We start from the raw sequence: 23,184 nt of genomic DNA, 5'->3' as shown, positions 1-23,184 counted from the left end.
GAAAATCCTACTGATTCCGCCTGGAGTGGCGGGATGGGCGAATGGAAAGGCAAAAGTGCCTCTGATTCTGCCTAGAGTGGCGGAATGGGCGAAAGGAGAGGCAAAAGTGCCTCTGATTCCGCCTGGAATGGCGGAATGGACGAAAGGAGAGGCAAAAGTGCCTCTGATTCCGCCTGGAATGGCGGAATGGACGAAAGGAGAGGCAAAAATGCCCTTGATTCCGCCAGAAGTGGCCGGATGGGCGAAATAAAGGGCAAAAATGCCCTTGATTCCACCGGGAGTGCTGCTTCCCCTGCCTGCACACTACGAGCCTCACTAGATACTGTGTTAACGAGTAACATTATGGCAGTCTTTTTTTTACTTTGTTTATTATCACTATTACTTGTTGCTTGTTGCTTGTTGCTTGTTGCTTGTTACTTGTTGCTATTGGTTAAGTTGGTCACTACTGTTATAGGAGTCACTGCGACGTTCATTCCGGGCATAATAGAACAATATATAATGTGTGTTTAAGGGCAATGTGCCGGGCTGCCGCAGGCTGGCTTAACTCCCATGGGTGTTGGGTGGAACGCAGCCCGATCTGCAGCTCTGCTCGACCCGATCTCCGCCAGCGGCCCGGCCCGCAGTCCTATCCGGCTTGCAGATGGTCTGCCCCGGCGAGCAGCCCAACCTGGCCCGAAAGTGGTCTGCCCCGGCGAGCAGCCCAACCTGGCCCGAAAGTGGTCTGCCCCGGCGAGCAGCCCAACCTGGCCCGAAAGTGGTCTGCCCCGGTGAGCAGCCCGCTCGGCCCGAGGTTCCCTGCCTGTCGGCAGTCCGGCCCGGTCCGGTCCGCAGATCACGCACCTCGGGCAGCACCCAGCCCGGCGGCCTTGCTCGCTCTGTCTCGCAGGCAGCCCAGGCAGTATACCGGTCCTCAAGTCACAGGCCGCCACGCACCCGTCAACTTCTGCCGTTCCAAACTGCAGAATCCAAACTGTTCAGAAGATAACGCTTCCACGTATGATTAACCCATAACCAGCTGAGTTGCTTGACCCGATACTAGTATCACAAATGAGGGATGTAAGGTGAGAGAATACACAATCGTTAATATTTTATATACCCGCAAGGTTCCGGTAAAGATGAATGAGCTCACAGCGGAGCTGGGATTGTCCGAGCGGACGGTCCGTGATGTGCTGCGCGGTCTGGAGAAGACGGGCGAGCAGCATGGCTTCGGAATCCGGATGCTCCGCGGTCAGGGCTACCTGCTGCAGATCCACAACGCGCAGCAGTTCAACCTTTACCTTGATAAAGCAATGCTGCAGAGTAATCAGGTTGATCTGGACAACAAGCAGTCGCGCCAGCAGTACCTGCTGTTCTATCTCCTGCAGAGCGACAGCCATCAGTCCATGGACCATATGGCGGAGGAGATGGGCGTCAGCAGGTCCACCATCATCTCCGATCTGAAGGAGGTCGAGCAGCGGCTGGCCGCGTTCCGCCTGAAGCTGGCCCGCCGTGCCCATTACGGCATGCGGGTTGAAGGCGACGAGAAGGATTTCCGCAAAGCCTTCTCCTATTTCATTCTCCAGCCGGGGCATACGCTGCAGCATACGGAGGACTTCCGTGCCTATGAGCGTGAGTTCGATACAGCACGCCTCAAAGCCTATCTGCTGCAAATTCTCAAGGAGCGGGAGCTGAAGATTTCCGATGTGTTTCTCGATAACATCGTCACTCATCTGTTCATCCTGCTGTACCGCGTGTCTAAACATAATTTTATCGTTGCCGGACAAGCAGCCCAATCGAATCCGGAGCCGCTGTACCGTGAACTCGCCGGCACCATATCCGGCTGGATCGAAGCCCATTACCAGATCACGCTGCCTGCGGATGAAGTCGATTATCTGGCGCTGCACATCTCCGGCAAAACGATTATGGAGCGGATGTCAGAGGAGACCAAATCGCATCTGCGCGAAGGGATCAGCGGTATTCTGGAGCGGCTGGACCGTGAATTCCTGACCGGCTTCAATCAGGATCATGACCTGCGGGAAGCGCTGCTTCTGCATATGTTCCCGCTGCTCAACCGGCTCTACTACAATCTGCAGCTGGGCAACCCGCTGGTGGAGGACGTCTACAGCCAGTATGCCAATGTGTTCGTGATCTCCTTCCGCTTCGCGGAGATTATCGAGGAGCAGTACGGCTTCCGGATGTCACGGGATGAAGCGGGTTATGTGGCGCTGCATTTTGCAACCCATCTGGAGCGGATGCAGCAGCGGAATCTGGAGAAGTTCAAGCGGATTGCCGTTATCTGCTCAACCGGAGCGGGCAGCGCGCAGCTGATCCGGCTGAAGCTGGAGTCTGTTTTTCCAAAAGCCTCGGTCATTACAGCCTCGATTACAGAGATCGACGAAATCAGCAGCAAGCCGGTGGATCTGATCCTGTCAACAGTGCCGCTGGCTACTGAGATTAAGGAAAAGCCGGTTATCCATATCAAGCAGCTGCTTGATGATCAGGAGATTCAGCGGATTAAGGAGATCCTGTCGCTGCAGATCAACTGGACCAAGCCGTCCTACAAGCTGATGGATTTCAAGGAGCTGTTCCGCCGTGAGCTCTTCCATCTGGATGGCCCTGACGATTACACCGAATTGCTGAAGCTGCGCTGCCGGGAAATGGTGGAGCATCATTATGCGGCAGACGATTTTCCCGAGCAGGTGCTGTTCCGCGAACAGAAATTTACGACCATCTATAAAAATGGTGTAGCCGGGCCCCATCCGATGCGGATGAGCGCGATCCGTGACTGCATCAGCGTAACGGTACTTAAGAAACCGCTGGTCTACGAGGGCAAGCCGGTCCAGCTGATTTTTCTGATCAATCTGGGTCCGGGCCAGTTGTTCCTTCATAAGGAGATCAGTAAGCTGCTGCTTGTCCTGATGGAGAAGGAAGACAGCCGCAGCCGGCTGCTGTCCGTGAACAGCTACGAGCAATTTATACATGAGATAGAGAACCTACTATAGATAACAGGAGTGGAGAGAAACCATGGATTACGAACAAACGATTATGCAGATTATCGCCAGCAGCGGGGAAGCCCGCAGCCTCAGCCTGAAAGCCGTCCGCACCGCACGTGCAGGCAACCTGGAAGAAGCGGGAACCCTGATCAAAAGCGCCAAAGAAAGCCTGACCAAAGCGCATAAAGTACAAACCGGACTGATCCAGGCCGAAGGCCGCGGCGAGAAAACCGAAATCACGCTGCTGATGATTCATGCGCAGGATCATTTGATGAATGCCTTAACCGTCAGAGAACTGGCTGTTGAACTGATTGAAGAAGTGAAGGAACGCAAGGCGCTGGAACAACAAGTGGAACAACAATTGAAGGGATCGGTGAATTAAGATGAAAAAAATTCTGCTCGCCTGTGCAGGCGGTTTCTCAACAAGCATGCTGGTTGAACGGATGAAGGAGTCCGCCCGTGCCAAAGGGATTGAAGTCATGATCGATGCGGTGGCTGAGAGTGATATTGCGGACCAGACGCCTTTTGACATTATTATGCTCGGACCGCAAATGGGCCATGCCGAAGGCGATCTGGCTGCGGAATATCCCGATATTCCTGTAACGACCATTGATATGATGGACTACGGTATGATGAACGGCGACAAAGTACTGGATACCGCGATTGAACTGATGGAGAAGGGGGCGTAAGTCATGGCAGGCTCCGCAGAATGGAGATCCAAGATTCAGAAGGCCAGTACCAAGATTCAGAAAAATACGTATATCAGCGCGATTTCCAACGGCCTCATGGCTTTGATGCCGATCCTGATTCTGGGGGCGATTTTCTCCCTGATCAATGCGCTTAAGCTGGAGCCGTACCAGAACTTCCTGGAGAGCACCGGACTGAAGGATTACACTTCAATTCCGGCCACGGTAACGACAGACGTAATTGCGCTGTATGCCGTGTTCTCAATTGCCTATAACTTTGCCACCCAGCATAAGCAGCAGGGCTTCTCGGCAGGGATACTGGCCCTGATGAGCTTCCTGCTTGTTACACCGAAGGGACTGCTTGACGACGGCGCAACCAAAGCGTTCGGCTATTCCTGGCTGGGAGCTAAGGGACTGTTCGTCGCCATTATACTGGCGCTGGTTGTCGGCAAGATTTATACCTTTGTCCTGGAGAAAAAATTCTATATCAAAATGCCGAAGGGCGTTCCGCCAACGGTTGAAAAATCTTTTGCAGCGCTGACCCCGGGCTTCATCGTTGCGATTCTGATGCTGATCTTCAGCGCCATTTTTGCAGCTACCAAATACGGCAATATGCATGAGTTTGTCTTCTCAATCATCCAGCTGCCGCTGACCAGTCTCGGCGGAACGTGGTGGGCCATGCTGATCTGTATCTTCGTAATCCACCTGCTGTGGTTCTTCGGGGTTCACGGTACGCTCGTTGTCTACTCGGTAGTCGGACCAATCTGGGTTGCCCTGGGTCTGGAAAATCTCGACGCTTACCAAAGAGGTGTAGAGGGTACGCATATCATCGGCTCACCGTTCTTCCCGGTGTATGTGCTGATTGGCGGAGCGGGCGCTACGCTTGGCCTGATTATCGCGATGCTGTTCGCCAAATCCACACGCTATAAGACGCTCGGCAAGCTGGCTATCGTGCCAAGCTTAATCGGGGTCAACGAGCCTGTAATCTTCGGAATGCCGCTGGTGCTGAACGTGCGGTTCATGATTCCGTTCATTGTAACGCCGCTCGTGAGCAGCGGTCTGGCGATTCTTTTGACTACAATCGGTGTTCTGCCTGTGCTCCATGGTATTCAGGTGCCGCTCGGCATTCCGGTACTCGTCAACGGCTGGATGAACGGCGGCTGGCGTGTCAGCGCATTCCAGCTGGTCATGATTGCCGCAAGCTTCCTGATCTACTATCCGTTCTTCAAAAAAGCGGATGCCGAAGCGCTGGAGCAGGAGCAGCAGGCTGAAGCTGCAGCAGCAGGCAAGGAAAAAGGAGGCATCCCTAATGCCCAGCCTGTTTCCTAAAGATTTCCTGTGGGGCGGCGCAGTAGCGGCCAACCAGGTCGAAGGTGCTTTTAATGAGGGCGGCAAAGGGCTGTCCACCGCCGATGTAGTGAAATATTGCCCGCCCGGAGAACGTAACAGTCTGGAACAGCTGCTGTCGATGAGCCGGGCTGAGCTGTATGAGGCGATTGCCGACAACGGTGACGGCAACTACCCTAAACGCCGCGGGATCGGCTTCTACCACCGGTACAAGGAGGATATCGCCTTGTTCGCCGAGATGGGCTTCAAGGTATTCCGCCTGTCGATCTCCTGGCCGCGTATCTTCCCGACCGGGGAGGAGACGGAGCCGAATGAAGAAGGACTGCGCTTTTACGATGAAGTATTCGACGAGCTGCGCAAATATAATATGGAGCCGCTCGTCACCATCTCCCATTACGAGATGCCTGTGCATCTCGTCACCAAGTACAATGGCTGGGCTTCCCGTGAGCTGGTGGAGCTGTTCCTCCGATATGCTGACACTGTGTTCACCCGTTACAAAGACAAAGTGAAATACTGGCTGACCTTTAACGAGATTAACTGTACACTAAAAGCTCCGTTTCTTGGTGCAGGCATCATCATGGACGGCGTGGAGAATGAGAAGCAGGTGGCCTTCCAGGCGCTTCATCACCAGTTTGTTGCAAGTGCGCTGGCTGTGAAGCGGGGCCGGGAGATTAACCCTGAGTTTAGCATCGGCTGCATGCTGGCCCGCAAGCTGCTCTATCCATATTCCTGCCGCCCGGAGGATGTCCTCCAGGCCCAGGCGGAGAACCAGATGGCCCAGTTCTGCTCCGATGTTCAGGTCAGAGGCTATTATCCATCCTATATTCAGCGGCACCTGAAAAAGCATGGGGTGAGCATTGAAATGCTGCCCGGCGACGTGGAGATTCTACAGGAGAATCTGGTGGATTTCCTCTCCTTCAGCTACTACATGTCCTCGGCGGTAAGCACGGATAACTCCATTACCGCTACTACCGCAGGCAATCTGTCCACCGGCCTGGCGAACCCGTACCTCCAGACCTCAGACTGGGGCTGGCAGATTGATCCGATCGGACTGCGGGTGGTGCTGAAGGAAATGCATGACCGCTACCAGATCCCGCTGTTTGTGGTGGAGAACGGGCTTGGCGCAGCGGATGAGGTAGCTGAAGACGGCAGCATCCGCGATGACTACCGGATCGATTATCTGGCACAGCATATTGCCCAGATGGCCGAAGCGATTGAGGACGGTGTGGAGCTGATGGGCTACACGAGCTGGGGCTGTATCGATCTGATCTCCGCCTCCACTTCAGAGATGCGTAAGAGGTACGGCTATATCTACGTCGATCAGGATGATGAGGGGGGCGGTACACTGGCCCGCCTGCGCAAAAAGAGCTTTTACTGGTACAAGCAGGTTATCGCCACGAACGGGGCGGAGCTGTACAATTCATAATGTATATGGAGTGTCTTCGGGTGCAAAGCCTGTAGACACTCTATTTTTTTAGAAGGGTATGGAGGGGCATCCTGTTCATTTTTAGCAAATATACAGGAACAGGGTCGGCTCATGGTTACTCCTGAAATTTCCTGTCACAAATAAAATATGGAAAAGTTATGTATTTGTATTTATAATTTAGGAGAGGATCGTTTTCTAGCCGAATAGAAAGTAAGCGCTTGCTATATTGCTGGGTTCAGGGTAACAAAACTTAAGCTTATGCTTCCGAAGTAAGTTTTGTACGAAGAATACTCAGGAAGCTAATGCTTACAAAACTTTTAGGAGGATGATATTTTTGAGTAACAAAAGGAAACCCTTCATCAGGCAGACCGCCAAAGCTGCCCTGATTACTTCCGTAGCGGTTGCATTAATGCTGCCTGGCGGATTAGCCGCTGCAGCAGATTCCAGTTCCAGTGTTACTGTACAAGCAGTACCGGCAAACGCTGCCCAGGCAGGTGCTGAGACACCTGATCCGGCAGAAGCCAAGATTACCCAGGAGCAGGCGGTGGCTAAGGTTAAGTCCTTATTCCCTGTGTTGAAGGATGCCACCGTCTCCTACACTCAGCTTGGTTCAGGCAACTCTTATCCGATGAATCCGGATCAGCTGACCTGGAATATCCAGTGGGAATTCCGCACCGGCAGCTCCACCTTCGGCTTCTCCAGTGAGGTCGATGCCATGACAGGCGATCTGATCTCTACATACCTGTATTCTCCGTTTACAGGGCAGGCGGACAATTTCTATCCCCCTAAGGTATCGCGGGCTGAGGCATTGGAGAAAGCAAAGAGCTTCATCTCTCAGGCAGCTCCAACACTCAAAAGCAGTGATCTGCAGCAGGAAGAGAATATTATCATGAATGAATCGGCCCTTTTCGGACCGGTACAGTACTCTTTCTACTTTAATCTTCTGGTTAACGGGCTCCCGTCATCCAATGATTCCGTTCGGGTTACAATAGACGGCGGCGGAAATGTGATGCAGTTCAATAAAACAACCTCCGGTCTGAAGTACCCGTCTGCAAAGCCTGCGGTTTCCAAGGAACAGGCGGAGAAGATATTTAAAGAGACCTTTGATGTCACGCTGTATTACACCCCTGTCTACAAAAAGGGCGAGGTGGACACCTGGGTGCTCGGATGGAGACCCCAGAATGAAGCGCTGTACCCGATTGATGCCCAGACCGGCAAACGGATTGACTATGAAGGCAGTGATGTAGGTGCTGTTCCGGTCGTTTATGAAGCCGTACCAGCCGGTAAAGAAATTTTCAAGCCGGTAACCGGCGGTAAAGAGCTTACCGTCGATGAAGCGGTCAAGCAGGTGAAGAAGGTAGCCGCCATCCCGGCGAACCGCAAGCTAACCGGGCAGACGCTCAGCGCCAATTACCAGAACGGCAAGCAAAAAGTATGGTCGCTGGTCTGGAGTGATACCTCTGAAGTCAACATGACAGGAATGCCCGGACGCACTTATGCAGAAGTGAACGCCACGACTGGTGAGGTTCTGCAGTTTCAGGTGGAGCAGTACTCCTTCCCGTTAGACAGTACGCAGAAGGCTGAAGCTGTTCCTGCCGGAAGTAAGAAGCTGAGCCAGGCTGAAGCCAAGGAGCAGGCCCTGTCGCTGATAAACCGCTTGTATGATCAGGCCAGCAGCAACCTGAAGCTGGCTGAGCATGGGGGGACCTGGAGCGTCCTGCCGAATGATAAGGGGTACCGGTTTGAATTCCAGCGCTACTATGACAATATCCCGGTAAGCGAAAATTCAATTACAATCGCACTGGATCTCTACGGCAAACTGCAGTCTTATCAGAATTATAATTATGCAGTCTTAAGCAAAATTACCAAGCAGCCGGCACCGGTAGTCACTAAGGCTGAGGCTTTGCAGAAATATTTGAGCCTGTATTCTTTGAAGCTGCAGTACAGCACAAGCGGAGGTTATTTCAGCACTGGCGGATACACCGATCCTACAGTAAGCCTGGTCTATTCTCCTGCACTTATTGATGTGTCCAGACCGTATGACGTACTGAATGCACAGACAGGCAAATGGTTCGCAATGTACGACTATAATCTGGGCGGACAGAGCGTTCCGGCTGACAGTGTAGTTGATATTAAAGGTCATGCTGCAGAAAAACAGCTGGCTGAATTGTTGAAATACGGGGTCATCGCACCGGATGCGGAGGGGAAAGTGAGTCCGGATCAGGTAATCTCGGTAGGAGACTGGCTTAACTATATTGCCAAAGCCTCAACGCCGTATTATACGCAATATACCGCAAGTGCGGACAACAATACAGTAGCGGGCGTCAGTCCTGACAGTTTATATTACGGTGCAGTGAACTATGCTGTCAGCCGCAGCTGGCTGAACAAGGACGCTGTGGTGAAGCCGGAGGACAGCCTTACCCGTGAGCAGCTTGCAGTGCTGCTGGCTTCTTTCCTGAAATACAGCAAGCTTGCCGCCTTCCTGGACAACGACGTAACGGTTACCAGCTTCAGCGACAGTACATCCATTAAGGATAAGGGTGCTGTAGCACTCGTTGTGCGGCTGGGGCTTCTCCAGGGCGATAACGGCAGATTCAATCCGCAGCAGCAGGTAACCAAAGCTCAGGCAGCAGCCGTTATTATGAAGCTGGTAGAGCTGCAGGGCAAGACGGATACGTCCATCGGCCAGCAATATTAAGGTAACCGGGGCACTTATCCCGGCAACGGAATACAGGACGGCTACTTTCTTTCGGGAAAGCTGAAGATCCTGTATTCCGGTCCCAAAAAACCGTTCTGAGCGCAGGAGAACCAGCGTGTACAGAACGGTTTTTTGGCGTAAGTGAAGCCTGGATGCTCCGGTTAACCGGCCTTACACCGGTTCCGGATTTTTGAGGATAGTGATGGTGTAATCCTTCGTTGTAACATGATCCTCTGCTGTAACGGTAAGCGTCAGCAGGGTGCTGTCTTGCTGCAGGAAGACGGTTCTTGGCCGTGTATCATCAATCAGGATGCCGCCGCAGTAGAGCAGGGCATTCTTATGCGACAATCCTGCAGTAAGCACTACCGCCTGTGTCTTGTATGGAACAGTCAGCGTATAGCTGCTGCGTTCTGCGTTGAACGGCTGGTCAAGGGCTCCGGTATCAAAGCTCAGGCGCCCGAGTGCTGCAGTCTGATCGAAGCCGCTCATTAACCGCAGCAGATCAAAGATTCCGTTCATTGCACCGGGGACGACGAACTTGATCTCAAGCTCTGTCCGTTCCTGAACAGCAGCAGCTGGAAGCAGATAGCTTTTTGAATAGAAGGAACGCGGTTTATCCGTCATCAGCGTGTCGCTGGCGAGCAGCTTGCCGTCTGCATAAAGGTCAATGGTCTTGCCGTTGTTGCCGGAGAAGTAGGTGACCGACAGATAGTTGTCCTGCTGCGGCAGAACCTTGAGCCGGTAGCTGAACCAGCCGTTATTCTCGGCCTGCCTGATGTTGTAGCCGTCCCAGGTGGCAACCGTTGTGTGTTCGCCTTTGATCTGATGCTCAAGCTCGTACTGGTCATTGCCCACCGGCAGGCTGTCAATAGTGGCATCCTCTACACGCTGTCGCTGTTTGCCCTGCAGAATATGCTCCTGCAGCTCCGCAGAATCGGCTTCTACAAGCTTCCAGTAGATTCCGTAGCGCTGTTCATGCTGCTTGTAGTGGGGGGTGAACTCCAGCCGGCCGTCTTCGTCCGTACCCTGGAGCATGAAGGCCAATTCCCCGTCCTTTTGGATGAAATGCTGATCGAAATCCTTCAGCCAGCTCTCCGCGCTCTGGCCCGCAGGTGTGATGAAATCCTTGACCAGCATGTTGCGGGTCGGCACACTGACATCCACGCCGGTTGCCGATTCCGCCAAATCTTCTGTACCTAGTGCAGCGCTCAGAACCACCGGACCATACCGGAAAGCGGCGACGTTCGCGGCATCCGGCAGCGTATGGCAGGACGGCTTCATCGGCAGCCGCAGATTGAACGTATCCCCGCTGGACCAGGTCCGCTCCAGCACAGCGTAGCGGCCTGACAGATTAAGGGCTTGCTGCTGCCCGTTAAGCGTCAGTTCCGCCTCGCCAGCCAGCCAGTCTGGCAGACGCAGATGCAGGGCAACAGGCCGTGCCGGCTCTTTTAGCGTACGAATCCTGAACTCGGCCGTGTCCTCATAAGGAAGATTGGCCGTCTGAATCAGCTCAATTCCGTATTCCTCTGCAAGTACGGTGGAGCTAATATACTGGTTCACATAGATGCTGCCGCCGCCATGGAAGTACAGGCTGTCATTCAGCTTGGAGAAGCTCTCCATACCGGTTCCTGTGCAGCACCAGAAATGATCAAACGCGGAGCTGTACACCTTGAAATAGCCGGTGGCCATCGGCTGAAAATACATCGTCATCCCGGTGTCCGGATTCTGTGATGACAGGATCGCGTTGATAAAGGTATTTTCATAAAAATCCATGTATTTCGCTTCACGGGTAATCTTAAACAGCTCCCTGCTAAGCTTCAGCATATTGTAGGTGTTGCAAGTCTCTGCTGTGAAGTTCGAGCGCTCTGCATCCAGAATGTCCGGGTCGCCGAAATGCTCCCATTCACTGTTGCCGCCGGTAATATAGCTGTGGTGAAGAACAACCATATCCCAGAACTGCTGCGCAGCCTCCAGGTAGAACCGCTCACTTTCGCCCAGTACCCGGTACCGGCTCAGTGCACCAAGGAATTTCGGAATTGTTGTGTTGGCGTGCTTGCCCTTCAGAATATCCCTGCCTTCATGCACGGGAGTGAACAGACTCAGCTCGTCGAACATATGGGCTGCGTGCAGATGGCGCTCATCGCCTGAGATAGTATACAGCTCATAGAGGCAGTCATTCATTCCGCCGTACTCGACAGATAATACACGCTCCTGAATTTCTGCTGACCAGCCCGTGCTGCGCCGGTGCACCCAGTTGCCAAGTCCGGTTACCAGTGTGTAGGCAGTATTGCTTCCGGTAGCACAGTATGCTGCGTTAAGTCCCGCAATGATCTTATGCATCGTATACCAGGGTACCCAGGCGGGCTGACGGTTCTCGACATTATCAAATAACTGTTCAGGAAATGCGGAGAGGTAACCGCTGTCAAATTGGCATAATGCAAGCTCAGCAATCAGATACTCCAGGCGCTGCAGCAGGTGGCTGCTGCGTGTAGCCGCGTAAGCCTGGGAGAGTGCGCTCAGATAATGACCCAGCGTGTGGCCGCGGATTTCGGTGCTTTCCCAGCCGGGATATTTCTCGCCTCTGGCAGGCAGGCCGCGGTTTTCACGGAAGCCGGCAACCAGCCGGTCAAGGTCAAAGCTTTTGAGATACAGCACTTCTTTGGAAAAGGCATTTACCAGATAGGGATCGGTCACGGCAACCTGGTCCAGCCGGAAATCGTGCAGTAAGGAATTTTCTTGATTAAGGGGAGCGGTATTAGTAGTAGTCATATATAATCTCCTGCCTCTTGAATTACGGGGCTGCCTGTCTTGCAAGCGCCTCCGTTCCTGCTTATAACCTAGCTTATAATCTCATAGGAGCAGCGGTAAATAGTGCAACGTTCGAATTTGTGTGAAAAAGTCAGGTGATAGCCGGCATTTAGCCTCCTAAGCATGGTCAGAAGAATCAGTAAGCAAATAACCCGGAAGGCTGCCCCTGTGAGGGGACAGCTTCCGGGTTATCGTCTAAAGCGGGTATTCAATCATTTCCATTATTTGCCCAGCTGTTGGTCAACTTCCTTGATCGGGTTCTCGTCGGTCTTTACTTCTTCAACCTTGCTGCTCAGGAACCAGCCGGTAGCGGCGATGATAATCAGAACAACGTAGAAGAGTGTTTTCCACCATGTGCTGTGTGCGAAGTCTTCGGACAGAACTCCCAAAGACGGGTGGGCGAGTGTAATGACAGTAAGCTTAACCCCTACCCAGCCTACGATGAAGAAGGCCGCGATTTCCAGACCCGGACGGGTATGCAGCAGCTTAACGAAGAAGGAAGCCGCAAACCGCATGATAATCAGTCCGATAAATCCGCCGGCGAAGATAACGAGGAACTGGCCGCCGTCGAGGCCGCCGATGTGGCCGATGCCGCTTGGCGGAAGGGCTACAGCAAGTGCAACTGCAGCCAGAATGGAATCGACTGCAAATGCGATGTCAGCTACCTCAACCTTAAGTACGGTGAACCAGAAGCCGGCTTTCTTTTTGTCGACCGCTTTCGGGCTGCCGCTTTCCACAGCTTCGTCGGTGACCGGCTTTTTAATAAGCAGCTTTCGGAAGATATGATTCCCTGCTATGAATAGCAGGTAAAGTGCTCCGATAGCTTGTACCTGCCAGATATCCACCAGATACGAGATGACAAAAAGGGAACCGAACCGGAACACGAAGGCTCCTGCCAAACCGTAAAACAGCGCTTTTTTGCGCTCCTCATCAGGAAGGTGTTTGACCATAATGGCCAGTACAAGTGCGTTGTCTGCAGCCAGTAGTCCCTCCAGTGCGACCAGTACAAGCAATACCCAGCCGTACTCTAATAATAATCCCCAATCCATAGCTGCTTCCTCCTCAATCGGATGTAAATATCTTTTGTTAAAGAATACCCACATTGCCTGATTTTGATCAAAATATATATAAAAAAGACCTTTACCAAACAGATCAGCCTTTGGAATAAAGGTCTAACCTGATTGGTAAAGGTCTCGCTAGCAATAGTTCATTGCCGATAAAGCCGGAGAATATCCTCATATTCTCGTATTGACGACTTTATCTGAAATATAAGCAGTTACAGCACAAGGCCGGAGACTGTCTTATATTATCCACAGAAACGGCACGGTTTCACGGTGAGACCGGCAGGATGCTTCTGTTTACGCAGCTACTCCCCTTTACGGGATGTATATGAAATTGGGACATTACTTTTAGTCATGTGATTAACCTAAAAGTATCATATATGAGCTCTGCAGGATTGTCAATGGTCCTGAGAACAAATATCAACTAGAAAAACGGACAAAATGGAAACGGAAACATGGTAAGTATGAGTTAATAAAGTTAACACGTCTTTTGTCGATACTGCAAACATAAGGAAAATGAAGGCTTTTTTAGCTTGTATGTAATTGACGGTACGGGGTTGGAAAAATATGATGAGAGTAATTCAAGCGGTCAAGCGAGTTGTTGTGTCAGTAAAAATAACACAAAACATATCGCCGCTGCTGCCACTGTCGTACAGTCTGTCATGGAGGTAACACCAGGGAAGTAACGCTTGCACAACAAAGTGTATGCTTCCGAAGCAAGTTTTACCGGAGCTGAATCAGGGAAGTAACGCTTGCACAACAAAGCGTATGCTTCCGAAGTGAGTTTTACCGGAGCTGATTCAGGGAAACAAAGTGTATGCTTCCGAAGTGAGTTTTACCGAAGCTGATTCAGGGAAGTAACGCTCGCAAAACAAAGCGTATGCTTCCGAAGTGAGTTTTACCGGAGCTGATTCAGGGAAGTAACGCTAGTAAAACAAAGTGTATGCTTCCGAAGTGAGTTTTGCTCGAAGCCAATTCAGAGGTGCTAATGCTCGCAAAACTTTTAGGAGGTGGGAAATGATGCAGCCGTCGTGTATATCAAATGAAGCAGAGGAGGAGATCAGCCGCCACCCTTGCTACAGCGAGGAAGCTCACCGGTTCTATGCCAGAATGCACATTCCGGTTGCTCCCGCCTGCAACATCCAGTGCAACTACTGTAACCGTAAGTTCGACTGCGTCAACGAGAGCAGGCCGGGCGTGGTCAGTGAAGTGCTGACGCCGGAGCAGGCCGAACGCAAGGTGAAGGGGGTTGCATCACAGCTGATGCAGCTGTCCGTAGTCGGCATAGCCGGGCCGGGTGACCCGCTGGCGAATCCGGAGCAGACGTTTGATACCTTTGCCAGAGTGAAGCGGTATGTGCCTGATGTCAGTCTCTGCCTCAGTACAAACGGACTTACGCTCTACCGGCATGTGGATGAGATTCTTGAGCTTGGCATCCGCCATGTCACCATCACGATCAATGCCATTGACGCTGATGTCGGACAGCACATTTATCCCTGGGTATTCGATGAGGGAGTGCGGTACGAAGGAAGGGAAGCGGCGGGGCTGCTGATCAGCCGTCAGCTGCAGGGGCTGGAAATGCTGGCGAAGCTGGGAATTCTCGTCAAGGTTAACTCCATTATGATTCCGGGGGTCAACGATCATCATCTGCCTGCAGTGTCCAAAAGAGTAAAAGAACTCGGGGCTACGCTGCACAACGTAACACCGCTGATTATCGCGCCGGGAAGCCAGTATGAAGCGGACGGCCGCAAGGCGCCGCGTCCGAAGGAATTACACAATCTGCAGGAACTGCTGGGGCGTGACGGAATGAAAGTCATGCGCCACTGCCGGCAATGCCGGGCCGATGCGATCGGGCTGCTGGGCCAGGACCGCAACCAGGATTTTCCGCTGGAAGCAATGGAAGCTGATCCGGTAATTAATCAGGATGCCAGGGCGCAGTTCCAGAGTGATCTGGATACCAAGATCCGTGAACGCGTCATCGCCAAACAAGCCAGAGCCAAAGGGCGCTGGGAGGATTCGCAGAAAACAAGAGTCGCAGTGGCAACCAGAGGCGGGGACAAGGTCAACCAGCATTTTGGCCATGCAACAGAGTTCCTGATCTATGATACTGACGGAGCTGAGGTGAAGCTGATCGGTGTCCGCAAGATTCAAGCCTACTGTCATGGTAAAGCAGACTGCAACGGTGATAAAGCTGCAACGCTGCAGGAAATCATTTCTATACTAAGGGACTGCCGCATTCTTCTCTGCTCCGGAATCGGAGACGGCCCCCGGGCCAGCCTGAACAAAATCGGTGTATTGCCGCTCGTCCGCAAAGGCGGGATACAGGAAGCCATTCTCGAAAGCGTCAAATACAGCTCATATTTTGAAAATATAAACATTTCGAAGGGATGATGAAATTATGAGACAAATAGCTTTCTACGGTAAAGGCGGTATCGGTAAATCGACAACTTCGCAAAACACCCTGGCTCAGCTGGCTACAAAATTCGGACAACGCATTATGATCGTCGGCTGTGACCCGAAGGCAGACTCCACCCGTCTGATCCTGAACACCAAAGCTCAACAAACTGTGCTTCATCTGGCCGCTGAGCTTGGCTCGGTAGAGGATCTGGAACTGGAAGATGTGCTGCAAAAAGGCTTTGGCGACATTATCAACGTAGAGTGCGGCGGACCTGAACCGGGTGTAGGCTGTGCAGGACGCGGTATTATTACCGCCATCAACTTCCTGGAGCAGGAAGGCGCATATACGGACCTGGATTTCGTGTCCTATGACGTACTCGGTGACGTTGTATGCGGGGGCTTCGCCATGCCGATCCGTGAGAATAAGGCACAAGAAATCTATATTGTCTGTTCCGGTGAAATGATGGCGATGTACGCTGCCAACAATATCGCCCGCGGGATTCTGAAATATGCTACCAGCGGCGGTGTCAGACTAGGCGGCCTAATCTGCAACAGCCGTAATACGGACCGTGAAGATGAGCTGATTATGGAGCTGGCCCGCCGGTTGAATACACAGATGATTCACTTTGTACCGCGCGATAATGTCGTGCAGCATGCCGAGCTGCGCCGCATGACTGTTGCACAATACAATCCTGAGCACCAGCAGGCGAAGGAATATGAAATTCTTGCTGAGAAGATTCTGAATAACAAAATGCTGACTATTCCAACGCCTATTACGATGGAAGAGCTGGAAGAACTGCTGATGGAATTCGGGATCATTGAAGATGAAGAGGCGGCAATCAAGAAGCTGCAGGCTTCCGGACAATAAGCGAGAGCGGGCGCTCAGCGTCCCCTTTAGGATAAGGAGGGTCAACAATGGGACTTGATATTGAAGCGAACAAAAAGCTTGTTGAAGAAGTGCTGGAGGCCTACCCGAAGAAAGCGAAAAAAGACCGGGAAAAGCATTACCAGATCAATACAGAGGAAGCGCAAACCTGCGGTACTTGTGCCCTGAAGTCCAATATTAAATCCCGCCCCGGTGTTATGACGCCGCGCGGATGCTCATATGCAGGCTCTAAAGGTGTGGTCTGGGGACCGATCAAGGATATGGTCCATATCAGCCACGGCCCCATCGGCTGCGGACAATACAGCTGGGGAACCCGCCGTAACTATGCGAGCGGTACACTTGGAATCGATAATTTTACCGCTATGCAGGTTACAAGTGATTTCCAGGAGACGGATATCGTCTTTGGCGGAGATAAGAAGCTGGAAGTCATTATGCGTGAGATTACCGAGATGTTCCCGCTTGCTAAAGGAATCTCAGTCCAATCCGAGTGTCCGGTCGGGCTGATCGGTGATGATATTGAAGCTGTGTCCAAGAAGATGTCCAAAGAGCTGGAGATGCCAATCGTTCCGGTACGCTGTGAAGGCTTCCGCGGTGTCAGCCAGTCGCTTGGCCATCACATCGCTAATGATGCCATCCGTGACTTTGTGCTCGGCAAAGCCGATCTGGCTGAAACCGGCCCTTACGATGTCAATATCATCGGTGATTACAATATCGGCGGCGATGCCTGGGCTTCCCGTATTCTGCTTGAAGAGATGGGACTCCGCGTCATTGCCCAGTGGTCCGGTGACGGCACCCTGAATGAGCTGGAAATCGCCCATAAGGCGAAGCTGAACCTGATTCACTGCCACCGTTCGATGAACTACATGGTGGAGCATATGGAGAAGGCCTACGGTATCCCTTGGATGGAATACAATTTCTTTGGACCTTCCAAGACGTACGAGAGCCTGCGTGCCATCGCCGCCCTGTTTGACGAAACCATCCAGGAGAATTGTGAGAAGCTGATTGCAAAGTATAAGCCGCAAATGGATATTATCATCGATAAATTCAAGCCGCGTCTCGAAAATAAAAAGGTGCTGCTGATGATCGGCGGCCTGCGTTCCCGCCACACAATTGGCGCATATGAGGATCTGGGCATGGAAATTGTAGCTTCCGGTTATGAATTCGCCCATAAGGATGATTACGAGAAGATGTTCCCGATGCTCAAAGAAGGAGCGGTCATTATGGATGATCCGACCGCCTATGAGCTGGAAGAGCTCGCCCAGAAAATGAATATCGATCTGGTAGGTTCGGGTATCAAAGAGAAATATGTGTACCACAAAATGGGTGTTCCGTTCCGCCAGATGCACTCCTGGGATTACAGCGGCCCGTATCACGGCTTCGACGGGTTTAAGATCTTTGCCAAGGATATGGATATGACGGTGAACAGCCCGGTATGGAACCTGATGAAGAAGAAGGAAAAAGTCCAAAAAGAGGAGGCGAGCATATGAGCAAGGACAGACTGGACATTCCGGACTACAACACTCTGTTCTCGGAGCACCGGTTCGTGGAGCAGCGGCTGAACAAGCAGCAATTCGAAGCGCCCTGCAGTGAGCAGGAGACCGCTGAAGCACTCGCTTACTCACAATCTGCTGAGTACATGGAGAAGAACTTTAACCGCAAAGCGGTTGTCATTAACCCGCACAAGGCCTGCCAGCCGCTAGGCTCCATTATGGCCGCCCTCGGATTTGAGAAGACCCTGCCGTTCGTCCACGGCTCACAAGGCTGCAACTCCTATTTCAGAAGTCACTTAAGCCGCCATTTTAAAGAGCCTACACCGGCGGTCTCCTCATCGATGACTGAGGATGCAGCAGTATTCGGCGGTATGAGCAACCTGATTGACGGTCTGGAGAACAGTATCGCCCTGTATAAGCCGGAGATGGTGGCAATCTGTACGACCTGTATGGCTGAGGTTATCGGGGATGACCTGTCCTCCTTTATCGGCAATGCCCGCAATAAAGGTGTAATCACTGAGGACTTCCCGGTTGCGTACTGCAATACGCCAAGCTTCGTCGGGTCGCATATTACCGGCTACGATGCCATGATGAAGGGCATTCTGAGCTACCTGTATGAACGCTCCGGCCTTGAAGCGGTTCCGGGCAGCGGTGAGGAGACCGGAGAGAAGCTGAATGTCATGCTCGGCTTCGAGCCTTACACCGGAAATTTTGCGGAAATCCGCAAAATCCTTGAGGCATTTGATACGAAATATACGCTGCTCGGCGATCACAGCGGCAATTATGATTCGCCGGCTACTGGAGAATACGAGTACTACTACGGCGGAACGAAGCTGGCGGATGTGCCGCTGGCAGCCAATGCGCTTGGTACGCTGTCCCTCCAGAAATATACGCTGAAGAAGACGCAGGATTACATCAGCGGAACCTGGAAGCAGCAGGTCACTGCGCTGTCTACACCGCTTGGAATTACCGGTACAGATAAGCTGCTGGAAGCAATCAGTGAGATGACCGGACTTCCGCTTCCGGCTTCGCTGCTGGAGGAACGCGGCCGTGTGGTGGACGCCCTTACGGACAGCCATCCCTATATTCACGGCAAGCGGGTAGCGCTGGTAGGCGATCCGGACCTGCTGATCGGCTTGATCGGCTTCTGCCTGGAGGCCGGCATAGAGCCGGTGCACATTGTCTGCTCGAACGGTGACGTGGATTTCAATGAAGTGAAATTCAAGGAGGAAGCGGGAGCGCTGCTCGCCTCAAGCCCGTATGGCTCCGAAGCTTCGCTGTACATTGGAAACGACCTGTGGCATATGCGCTCGCTGCTGCTGAATGATCCGGTTGACCTGGCGATCGGAAGCTCGCATCTGAAATTTGCCGCAAAGGATGCGAATGTACCGCTGATCCGGGTAGGATTCCCGATTTTTGACCGCCATCATATGCACCGTTATCCGATTCTCGGCTATCAGGGCGCGCTTAATCTGCTCAGCCTGATTGTCAATACCGTACTGGATGAGCTGGACCGCAACAATTCGGGATTCAATTATGACCTGGTGCGGTAAACGGCAATTGATGTTCGATAGCCATGATATACATCATTTTCAATAATTGGAAAAAAGGTTGATCAAGCCCGGCGTTCCCTATATCCCGTTTTCGCCTGTGGTATCATGTGCGGAATGCGGGGCAGGGCAGGCCGGGATTCTTGCTAGTCATATCTAAAAGCCGTTACAGGTGCAGTTCAGTATTGTCAGAGTTAGCATCCACCTTTTGCGAAGGAGATGAAAGCCGATGGACCCAGTACGAAAAGTCGATTTTGATTCCGAGGCTTGCGGGAGCCAGGCCCCCAAATCCAAGCCGTGTCCGCGGCCGAAGCCTGGTGAAGCGGCCGGAGGCTGCTCCTTCGACGGAGCCCAAATCACACTGCTGCCGATTATGGATGCTGCCCATCTTGTTCATGGCCCGATTGCCTGTGCCGGGAACAGCTGGGAGAGCAGAGGCACGCTTTCCAGCGGCCCTTCGCTGTCGCAATACGGCTTTGCCACGGATCTGAATGATTCTGACATTATTTTTGGCGGAGAAAAGAAATTGAAGGAGAGCATCGACTATATTGCCGGGCGTTTTGCGCCTCCGGCAATCTTTGTATATTCAACCTGCGTGACGGCGCTGATCGGCGAGGATATGGATGCCGTATGCAAGGAGGCTGCGGACCGGCTGGGCATACCGGTTGTTCCCGTTAACAGCCCCGGGTTTGTGGGCAGCAAGAACTTAGGCAACCGGCTGGCCGGCGATGCCCTGCTGCAGTATGTTATCGGCACAGGAGAGCCGCAGCCGGGAACTCCGCTTGGTGTTAATCTGATCGGCGAATACAATATTGCGGGTGAAATGTGGGATATTGAGAAGCTGATGAACAGTGCCGGTATCCCGGTTACCTCACGCATCACAGGGGATGCCAGATACAACGAGATTACCTGGGCACACCGGGCCAAGGTCAACATGGTTGTCTGCAGCCGTGCACTGCTGGGCCTTGCCAAGGAGATGGAGGCCGGATATGGCATTCCTTATTTTGAAGGCTCCTTTTACGGGGCTAAGGAGACTACGTATTCCCTGCGCCAGATGGCGTATCTGATGAATGACCGGGAAATGGAGCGGCGGGTGGACCGCCTGACCGAACGGGAGGAGAACCGTCTGGCCCAGGATCTGCGCCCTTACCGCAAAATTCTAAAGGGGAAAAAAGCGGTGCTGTATACCGGCGGCGTCAAAAGCTGGTCTGTCATTTCAGCGCTTAAGGAGCTGGGTGTCCAGGTAGTCGGGGTCGGAACGAACAAGAGCACGGAGGATGATGTACGCCGGATTGCCGACCGGGTCGGGGATGATACCGAATATATACCCGAAGGCGGTGCAACCCGGATTCTTAAGACGGTGCGGGAGCGCAAGGCTGACATCATGATTGCCGGCGGACGCAACATGTATATGGCGATGAAGGAGCAGATTCCTTTCATCGATATTAACCAGGAACGGCATAAGGCATATGCCGGCTATGAAGGCCTGCTGCGGCTGGCCAAAGAGCTGACCTATTCGCTGGCGAATCCGATCTGGAAGCTTGCGGCAAGTCCCGCCCCATGGGACAGGGAGGTGCCTTATGACCGTTAACCGCCTGAAGAAGCCTGCCTCGGTCAATCCGATCAAGATCGGCCAGTCGCTGGGTGCCGTGCTTGCCCTACAGGGTTGCTACCGGGCGATGCCGCTGATTCACGGCTCGCAGGGCTGCTCGGCCTTCCCGAAGGCGCTGCTGACCCGCCATTTCCGCGAGCCGATTGCCGTGCAGACCTCGGCGCTGCAGGAGATGGACGTGATCTTTGACGCCAACCGCAATCTGGAGGAAGCGCTGAATATGGTACTCAGCAAGCATCGTCCGGATATTATCGGCATCATCGGAACTGAACTGACTGATGTGGCCGGAGTAGACTACGCAACGATGCTCAAGAGCTACAAGCGGGAAAGGAACCTGCGCGGCGGGCTTGCCTTTTCCGTAGTCCTGCCTGACTTCCGCGGCTCGCTTGAATCAGGCTATAGCACAACCGTGGAAGCGATGATTGACGAGATGATCCAGCAGGCCGGGCACCGGGGATCGAGAACCATGAACACCCGCCAGATTACCCTGCTGCCGGGATCGTTTTTGACACCTGCAGATGTAATGGAGCTGAAAGAAATGATCTCGGCTTTTGGATTCGATGTTATTGCCGTGCCGGACATCTCAACTTCACTGTCCGGGCACTTGCTGACAGGCTTCTCCCCGCTGACCCGGGGCGGGGTACCGCTGGATTCGATGCAGCAGAGCCTGCAGTCCGGCTTAACAATTGCTGTCGGCGCCAGCATGGAGCGGCCGGCCAGAAGGCTGCATAATGCACTGGGAACACCATATAAGGTATTCAGCGGAGCGATGGGTCTGAAGGCTTCTGATGAATTGCTGCATTTTCTGCATCAGATCAGCGGAGAGCCGGTTCCGCTGCGCTATTGCTGGCAGAGGGAGAATCTGCTCGACAGCATGCTGGACGCGCACTTCCAGTTCGCAGGCATGTCAGCCGTTGCTGCGCTTGAGCCGGATCATCTGTGTTCTGTCTCAGGCTGGCTGGAGGAGCTTGGCGTGGAGCAGAAGGCGCTGATCTCTTCATTTGAAACACCGCTTGTAGACAGCATGGCGCGTGAAATATGGATCGGGGATCTGGATGATGCCGAGGTGCTCGGCAAAGGTGCAGACCTGTGGATCAGCAATTCGCACGGGATCAGCGGAGCTGCCCGCATCGGCGCCGCATTCATGCCCGCCGGCTTTCCTGTCTGGAATGAGCTGGGGGCGTATATGTCCGTTTCGGTAGGCTACAGGGGAGCTATGGAATGGAGCAATAAGGCAGGGAATTTGTTAATGCAGAGGGAGGCTGGGCACCGTGAAAGTAGCATTCGCCACAGATGATGGAATCCGAGTCAATGCCCACTTCGGGCAAAGTCCGATGTTTGCAATATACAATGTAACCAAGCAGGGCAGCGAGCTTGTAGAGCTGCGCAGGCTGCCGGTGGTGCTGAATCAGGATGAAGCCGGCAAAATTGAAAGCCGTCTTGAGGCGGTAGGTGACTGTACGCTAATCTTCATAATGCAGATCGGCGCATCGGCAGCTGCGCGGGTGACGCGGCGCAAGATTATGCCGGTTAAGGTTCCTTTTGGCAGTCCCATAGAGGAGCAGGTTAAGCGGCTGGCCGAGATGCTGCAGGGCAAGCCGCCGATGTGGCTGGCCAAGGTGCTGCGGGCGGAAGAAGAAGGCCTGACCGAAGGGGAGGAAGCAGATGGAACCCATGGCTAAGGAAAGCCCGGCAATATCGGAAGGAGCGCTCCAGGAAGCTGCGCAACTGAAAGGCCGCAGCCGGCCGGCCCGTAAGGCCGTTGACCAGGAGACGGCAGATGCTCTGGTCCGGCGGCTGTGCAGTCTGCTTGACGCGGAGGACTTCTTCGGCCGTTATGCAGCACTGCCTCCCGGAGAGAAGCTTGCCCAGCAGTTTCTGGCCTCCACCAAGGACCAGAGTAAGTCCGAATTCAATTGTGCGGTCTCGCCCAAGGTGCGCCAGCAGGTGCCGCTTCTGTTTCAGGCTATAGCCGGAGTCATTGAAGAGCGCAGCGGAACGATGATCCAGAGCACGGCGGAGATTAACGGGGAGGGCTTCGGCCGGGGGCTGCTGTATAGCGGCAGAGTCATTCTGGTGCTGAAAAGCCTGCGTGCAGGCTTCCCGTTCCCGTTCACGTCAGAGGAGAAAGTCATCCGGTATGGAGTGGAGTGCGTAACGGAAGGGCTGGCTTTCCTGGCTAAATATAAGGAAGTGACTGCTCTGCACGGCTTGCTGAGCCTGGAGGGTTAGAGCACCTATAAACATCAGT

General features: G+C 53.2%; 17 protein-coding genes. 15 read left to right on the top strand and 2 right to left on the bottom strand.

From position 1 onward, the window contains the following. The 7 genes from BN3772_RS31095 to BN3772_RS25130 all read left to right on the top strand — a co-directional run. A partial coding sequence (locus BN3772_RS31095; RefSeq protein WP_042203070.1) for a hypothetical protein occupies nucleotides 1–250 on the top strand: 250 nt, incomplete at its 5' end. Nucleotides 251–1,061: 811 nt separating this feature from the next. Next, nucleotides 1,062–2,981, top strand: a complete 1,920-nt coding sequence (locus BN3772_RS25155; RefSeq protein ID WP_042203069.1) for a BglG family transcription antiterminator — start codon at nucleotides 1,062–1,064, stop codon at nucleotides 2,979–2,981. 22 nt (nucleotides 2,982–3,003) lie between these two features. Next, nucleotides 3,004–3,354, top strand: coding sequence for a PTS lactose/cellobiose transporter subunit IIA (locus tag BN3772_RS25150; protein WP_042203068.1), 351 nt, complete (start codon nucleotides 3,004–3,006; stop codon nucleotides 3,352–3,354). Nucleotide 3,355: 1 nt separating this feature from the next. Then, nucleotides 3,356–3,661 (top strand): PTS sugar transporter subunit IIB, encoded by a 306-nt coding sequence (locus BN3772_RS25145; protein WP_042203067.1) that lies wholly within the window; start codon nucleotides 3,356–3,358, stop codon nucleotides 3,659–3,661. 3 nt (nucleotides 3,662–3,664) lie between these two features. Continuing rightward, the gene (locus BN3772_RS25140) at nucleotides 3,665–4,987 is read left to right on the top strand and encodes a PTS sugar transporter subunit IIC (RefSeq protein ID WP_042203065.1); all 1,323 of its coding nucleotides are present in this window, start codon (nucleotides 3,665–3,667) and stop codon (nucleotides 4,985–4,987) included. Further along, nucleotides 4,968–6,431: a 6-phospho-beta-glucosidase gene (ascB, locus tag BN3772_RS25135; protein ID WP_042203064.1), complete on the top strand. Its 1,464-nt coding sequence runs from the start codon at nucleotides 4,968–4,970 to the stop codon at nucleotides 6,429–6,431. The genes BN3772_RS25140 and ascB overlap by 20 nt, the downstream gene beginning before the upstream one ends. Nucleotides 6,432–6,765: 334 nt before the next feature. Then, on the top strand, nucleotides 6,766–9,129 hold the full coding sequence (locus BN3772_RS25130) for an S-layer homology domain-containing protein (protein WP_042203063.1): 2,364 nt from the start codon (nucleotides 6,766–6,768) through the stop codon (nucleotides 9,127–9,129). Between the two features lie 171 nt (nucleotides 9,130–9,300). Here BN3772_RS25130 and BN3772_RS25125 read toward each other — a convergent pair whose 3' ends face one another. Continuing rightward, nucleotides 9,301–11,898: a beta-L-arabinofuranosidase domain-containing protein gene (locus tag BN3772_RS25125; protein WP_042203062.1), complete on the bottom strand. Its 2,598-nt coding sequence runs from the start codon at nucleotides 11,896–11,898 to the stop codon at nucleotides 9,301–9,303. A 260-nt stretch (nucleotides 11,899–12,158) separates the two neighbouring features. Further along, nucleotides 12,159–12,986: a TerC family protein gene (locus tag BN3772_RS25120; RefSeq protein WP_042203061.1), complete on the bottom strand. Its 828-nt coding sequence runs from the start codon at nucleotides 12,984–12,986 to the stop codon at nucleotides 12,159–12,161. A 1,029-nt stretch (nucleotides 12,987–14,015) separates the two neighbouring features. Between BN3772_RS25120 and nifB the strand changes: the two genes are divergently transcribed. From nifB to BN3772_RS25080, 8 genes are all read left to right on the top strand, one after another. Continuing rightward, on the top strand, nucleotides 14,016–15,389 hold the full coding sequence (gene nifB, locus BN3772_RS25115; protein ID WP_042203060.1) for a nitrogenase cofactor biosynthesis protein NifB: 1,374 nt from the start codon (nucleotides 14,016–14,018) through the stop codon (nucleotides 15,387–15,389). Nucleotides 15,390–15,396: 7 nt separating this feature from the next. Next, nucleotides 15,397–16,263, top strand: coding sequence for a nitrogenase iron protein (nifH, locus tag BN3772_RS25110; RefSeq protein WP_042180014.1), 867 nt, complete (start codon nucleotides 15,397–15,399; stop codon nucleotides 16,261–16,263). 47 nt (nucleotides 16,264–16,310) lie between these two features. Further along, nucleotides 16,311–17,768 (top strand): nitrogenase molybdenum-iron protein alpha chain, encoded by a 1,458-nt coding sequence (gene nifD, locus BN3772_RS25105; protein ID WP_042203059.1) that lies wholly within the window; start codon nucleotides 16,311–16,313, stop codon nucleotides 17,766–17,768. Next, entirely contained in the window at nucleotides 17,765–19,324 is a 1,560-nt protein-coding gene (nifK, locus tag BN3772_RS25100; RefSeq protein WP_042203057.1) for a nitrogenase molybdenum-iron protein subunit beta, read from the top strand. Before nifD ends, nifK begins: the two co-directional genes overlap by 4 nt. A gap of 226 nt (nucleotides 19,325–19,550) precedes the next feature. Then, nucleotides 19,551–20,912, top strand: coding sequence for a nitrogenase iron-molybdenum cofactor biosynthesis protein NifE (nifE, locus tag BN3772_RS25095; protein WP_042203056.1), 1,362 nt, complete (start codon nucleotides 19,551–19,553; stop codon nucleotides 20,910–20,912). After that, nucleotides 20,902–22,230, top strand: a complete 1,329-nt coding sequence (gene nifN / locus BN3772_RS25090) for a nitrogenase iron-molybdenum cofactor biosynthesis protein NifN (RefSeq protein WP_042203055.1) — start codon at nucleotides 20,902–20,904, stop codon at nucleotides 22,228–22,230. The genes nifE and nifN overlap by 11 nt, the downstream gene beginning before the upstream one ends. Further along, nucleotides 22,205–22,615 (top strand): nitrogen fixation protein NifX, encoded by a 411-nt coding sequence (gene nifX / locus BN3772_RS25085; protein WP_042203053.1) that lies wholly within the window; start codon nucleotides 22,205–22,207, stop codon nucleotides 22,613–22,615. The genes nifN and nifX overlap by 26 nt, the downstream gene beginning before the upstream one ends. Beyond that, on the top strand, nucleotides 22,599–23,165 hold the full coding sequence (locus BN3772_RS25080) for a DUF269 domain-containing protein (protein ID WP_042203052.1): 567 nt from the start codon (nucleotides 22,599–22,601) through the stop codon (nucleotides 23,163–23,165). The genes nifX and BN3772_RS25080 overlap by 17 nt, the downstream gene beginning before the upstream one ends. Nucleotides 23,166–23,184: the final 19 nt, after the last annotated feature.

It is taken from the genome of Paenibacillus camerounensis (assembly GCF_000723885.1).
Classification (GTDB): Bacteria; Bacillota; Bacilli; order Paenibacillales; family Paenibacillaceae; genus Paenibacillus_AQ; species Paenibacillus_AQ camerounensis.
Note: the sequence above shows the minus strand (reverse complement) of the source record. Positions and strands in the feature narration are given on the sequence as shown.